Raw genomic sequence first — 3,714 nt, 5'->3', positions numbered from 1 at the left:
ATCCACCGCCATCGCGAGCAAGCTCGCTCCCACAGGGAACAGTGTGTTCGCGAAAGTCGAGGCAAAAAAAGGGCCGCACCCTGCCAAGGAGACGGCCCCGGAAAACGAAAATCCGTTAACGCGCAGTAATCACCGACAGTTTGGTAATCCCTGCCCGCTCAATCGACGCCATGGCCCGCGCCACCTCGCCGTAATTCACACCATTGTCGGCCTGCAACTGCACGCGCACCTCGGGGTCCTTGGCCTTCGCCGACTTGAGGTTGAACTCCAGCAAGTCCGGTTGTATCTCGTCCTTGTTGATAAACAGTTTGCCCGCACCGTCGATGCTCACCACCAACGGGTCTTTCTGCTCCACCGGCGCCACCGCTTCGGTCTTGGGCAGGTTGATCGGAATCGCGTTGGTCAGCAGTGGCGCGGTGACGATGAACACCACCAGCAGCACCAGCATCACATCCACCAGCGGCGTCACATTGATCTCGCTGAGCACCTCATCGGTGTCTTGCGTGGAGAAGGCCATATCAGGACGCCTCCTTCACTTTCTGCGCGCTGCCCTGGGCCGCCACCTTGTGCGCCGTCGGGTGGATCAACACGCGGAACGAACTCTTCTGCGCCAGGCTGTAGAAGTCGTGGGCGAAGTCATCCAGGTCCGCCGCCGTCAGTTTCAGACGACGCAAAAAATAGTTGTAAACCAGCACTGCCGGCACCGCGACGGCGATCCCTACGCCGGTGGCGACCAGTGCCGCGCCAATCGGCCCGGCCACCGTTTCCAGGCTTGCCGAGCCCGCCGCGCTGATGCCTTTCAACGCTTCCATGATTCCCCACACCGTGCCGAACAAACCAATGAATGGCGAGGTGCTGCCGATGCTTGCGAGTACCGCCAAACCGGTTTCCAGCGACCGGCGCTCGCGGACGATCTGCTGGCGCAAGGCACGCTCCAGGCGATCCTGATGATTGATCGCCTGGCTCAAGTCCAACGCCTGCGGCGCCTCGCCCACCTGGATGGCTGCATATCCGGCCTGCGCGACACGGGCCGCGGCTCCGGGCCGGGTTTCGCTCAGTTCAGCCGCCGAATCGAGACTCGACGCGGCCCAGAACTGTTGATGAAACTTTCGATCCTGTGCCTTGAGGCGACCGAACTGCACGCCCTTGAGCAATGCCAGACCCCAGGTAGCGACGGAAAAAACCACCAGCAGCCAGATCACCGCGCTTTCGATGGATTCAAGTGGAGATGCCAGTAACGTCATGGTGTATTCCTCGTATAAACGTTTCGCGCGAATTTGGTTTCGGTTTAATGAATCTTGAAATCGATGGGCACGCTGACCCAGCCGTCCCGGGCGACATCACCTTGCTTGGCCGGCACGAAACTCCAGCGTTTCACCGCGTTCAGCGCTGCTTCGTCCAGTGCATCACGGCCGCTGCTTTTCTGAATCTGGATCTCGCCGGGCTTGCCGCTGGCCAGCACCTGCACGCGCAACAACACCGTGCCTTCCCAGCCTTTACGCTGGGCCAGCGACGGGTATTGCGGCGCCGGGTTTTTCAAGTAGCCGGCCGTTGCGGAGGCCGGTGTCACAGGCGCGGGCGCCAGCGGTGCAGGGGGTACCGGGGCCGCGACGGGCGTTGCCGGTGTCGCAGGCGCGGGTGGTTGCTCAACCGCCTTGGGCGCCGGTTTCGGTATCGGTTTGGCCACCGGTTTAGGCTTGGGAACCGGCTTCGGTGGAGGTGGCTTCACGGCCAGTTCGTCTTCCACGGGTGGAGGCGGCTCAACCACTGGCGGCACGGGTTGCGGTGGCAGTGGTTCGACCACCGGTGGCGCCGGCCGCGAGAACTCGATGGTCATCGGCGGAATCTCCGGCGGCACGATTGGCAATACTGGGGTCGGTTGCTGATTGACCCAATAGATCACCGCGCCATGTACCAGCAACGCCAGCACGCCGAGCAGGATCGTTTCCCTTCGGCTCAAAATGCCCTTGGGCGAACGCTGCAAACGCAACTGGCCCAAGGGCACGCGGTGTGGTCGGCCGAGGTCGACCAACTCGCCACCAGGTGCCGGGTGCCACAGCACTTCATGTGCACTGACGGCGGTCTGGACATTGCTCATTGCTGAACCCCCCTTCTTAGAAGTCGTATCGACCAGTCACGCCCAGCGTTCGTGGCGTGCCGAGCAGGCCTTCATAACCGCCATTCGCAGCCGTCCACAGCGTCGTGTAGTAGGTTTTGTCGAAGGCATTTTTCAGCCATAACGAAACGTCCCACTGCCCCTGGTTGAAGTCACCGCGCAGGCCTGTGGACAGGTTGACCACCGCATAACTCGGGATCTGCCCGAAGTCGGAATCTTCCACCGTGCCCACCGCTTTGGAGCGGAATGCATAGCTGGCGGTGACGTACTCTTYGAAGCCGTTGCTCAGGTTCCACTTGTATTCGCCGTTGGCGTTGCCGATCCATTTCGAAGCGCCCACCACTTGATGCCCGCTGAGGTCGCAGGATGCCGGAGCGCCCGGCGCCAGGCTGACTTCCGGTGGGCAGGGTGCATCCTTGTACGAGAGGTAGCTGACGTCGTTGTACGAGCCGTTGATGTTCAGCGTCAGGCCGCGCAACGCAAGCAGGGTGCTTTCGAACTCCACGCCACGGGAGCGCACCGAGCCGGCGTTGGTCAGGAACTGCACGCGGTTCACGTCGTCGAAGGCGTTGGTTTGATAGCCGTTGACCTGAGTCCAGAACACATTGGCATTCAGTTGCAGGCGACGGTCCCACAGCGTGCTCTTGAAACCGAGCTCGGCGTTGTTGGCGCGCTCGGTGCCGATCAGCAGCGAATCGGCGCCGGCCACCATCGCCGTGCCGACAGCCAGATTGACCCCGCCGGATTTTTCGCCGTGGGACAACGTGGCGTAGGTGAGCAGGTCGTCGGTGATGCGGTAGCTGAGGTTCAACAGGCCCGAGGGACTCGAGCTGTACTGGTTCAGTTCGCCGGAATCGAAGGCCCCCGCACGAGCGCGTCGTGCCGCGGCCGCCGCACCGGTGACAGCGGCACCACCGGCCGGGGCATCACGGGTCACCCTGGCGTTTTTCTCTTCATAGGTGCCGCGCAACCCGGCGGTGAAATCCAGGCGTTCAGTCAGGTGCCAGGTGCCTTGGGCGAACAGCGCGAAGCTGTTGGTTTCGATATGACCGTTGCCGACGCTGTCGATGTTGTTCAGCGCACCGTTGGGCGTGCCGTTCCAGATGTCCGCTTGCGGGCCGTAAAAGGTGAAGGATTTGTTGTCCAGGTCGGAACCGAAGTAGTAGGCGCCGAGCACGTAATCGAAGAATCCACCGGCAGGTGACGCCAGGCGAAACTCTTGGGAATACTGCTTATCCTCCACCGAAACGCCGGCGTTGTGGAAGACGGATACGTTCAGGCCGTCATCATTGCGCGGGGTAAAATTCCACCAGCGCCAGGAGCTGATGGACGTCAGGGTAAAGTCGCTCGGCAGCGTCCAGTTCGCCTCGACCGACGTGCCGCCCTGGTGCACGGTGACGTGCTGGTCATCGTTCAGGTTGACCTTGCGGTGCGTGCCGTCGACCAATGTAGCGCCCACCGCATTGGCCCGGCGCTGGTAAAGGTTGACGCCATTGATGGTCGGCCCGGTGCTGAACAACACGCGGGTGCCGGCGCTGGAATCTTCTTCGTTGTAGTCGCCGATCCAGCGCAGGCTGAATACTTCGTTCGGCTTGAAC

At 62.0% G+C, this 3,714-nt stretch carries 4 protein-coding genes; all 4 read right to left on the bottom strand.

Annotation, left to right across the window (positions count from 1 at the left end):
- Positions 1 to 115: 115 nt before the first annotated feature.
- Positions 116 to 517: an ExbD/TolR family protein gene (locus ACXRVY_RS19950; protein ID WP_223463273.1), complete on the bottom strand. Its 402-nt coding sequence runs from the start codon at positions 515 to 517 to the stop codon at positions 116 to 118.
- A gap of 1 nt (position 518) precedes the next feature.
- Entirely contained in the window at positions 519 to 1,244 is a 726-nt protein-coding gene (locus tag ACXRVY_RS19945; protein ID WP_223463272.1) for a MotA/TolQ/ExbB proton channel family protein, read from the bottom strand.
- A 44-nt stretch (positions 1,245 to 1,288) separates the two neighbouring features.
- On the bottom strand, positions 1,289 to 2,098 hold the full coding sequence (locus ACXRVY_RS19940; RefSeq protein ID WP_223463271.1) for an energy transducer TonB: 810 nt from the start codon (positions 2,096 to 2,098) through the stop codon (positions 1,289 to 1,291).
- A 16-nt stretch (positions 2,099 to 2,114) separates the two neighbouring features.
- Positions 2,115 to 3,714: TonB-dependent receptor (locus tag ACXRVY_RS19935; protein ID WP_458238055.1), on the bottom strand; the 1,600-nt coding region annotated here is incomplete at its 5' end.

The organism is Pseudomonas sp. P5_A2_2, assembly GCF_054177685.1.
Note: the sequence above shows the minus strand (reverse complement) of the source record. Positions and strands in the feature narration are given on the sequence as shown.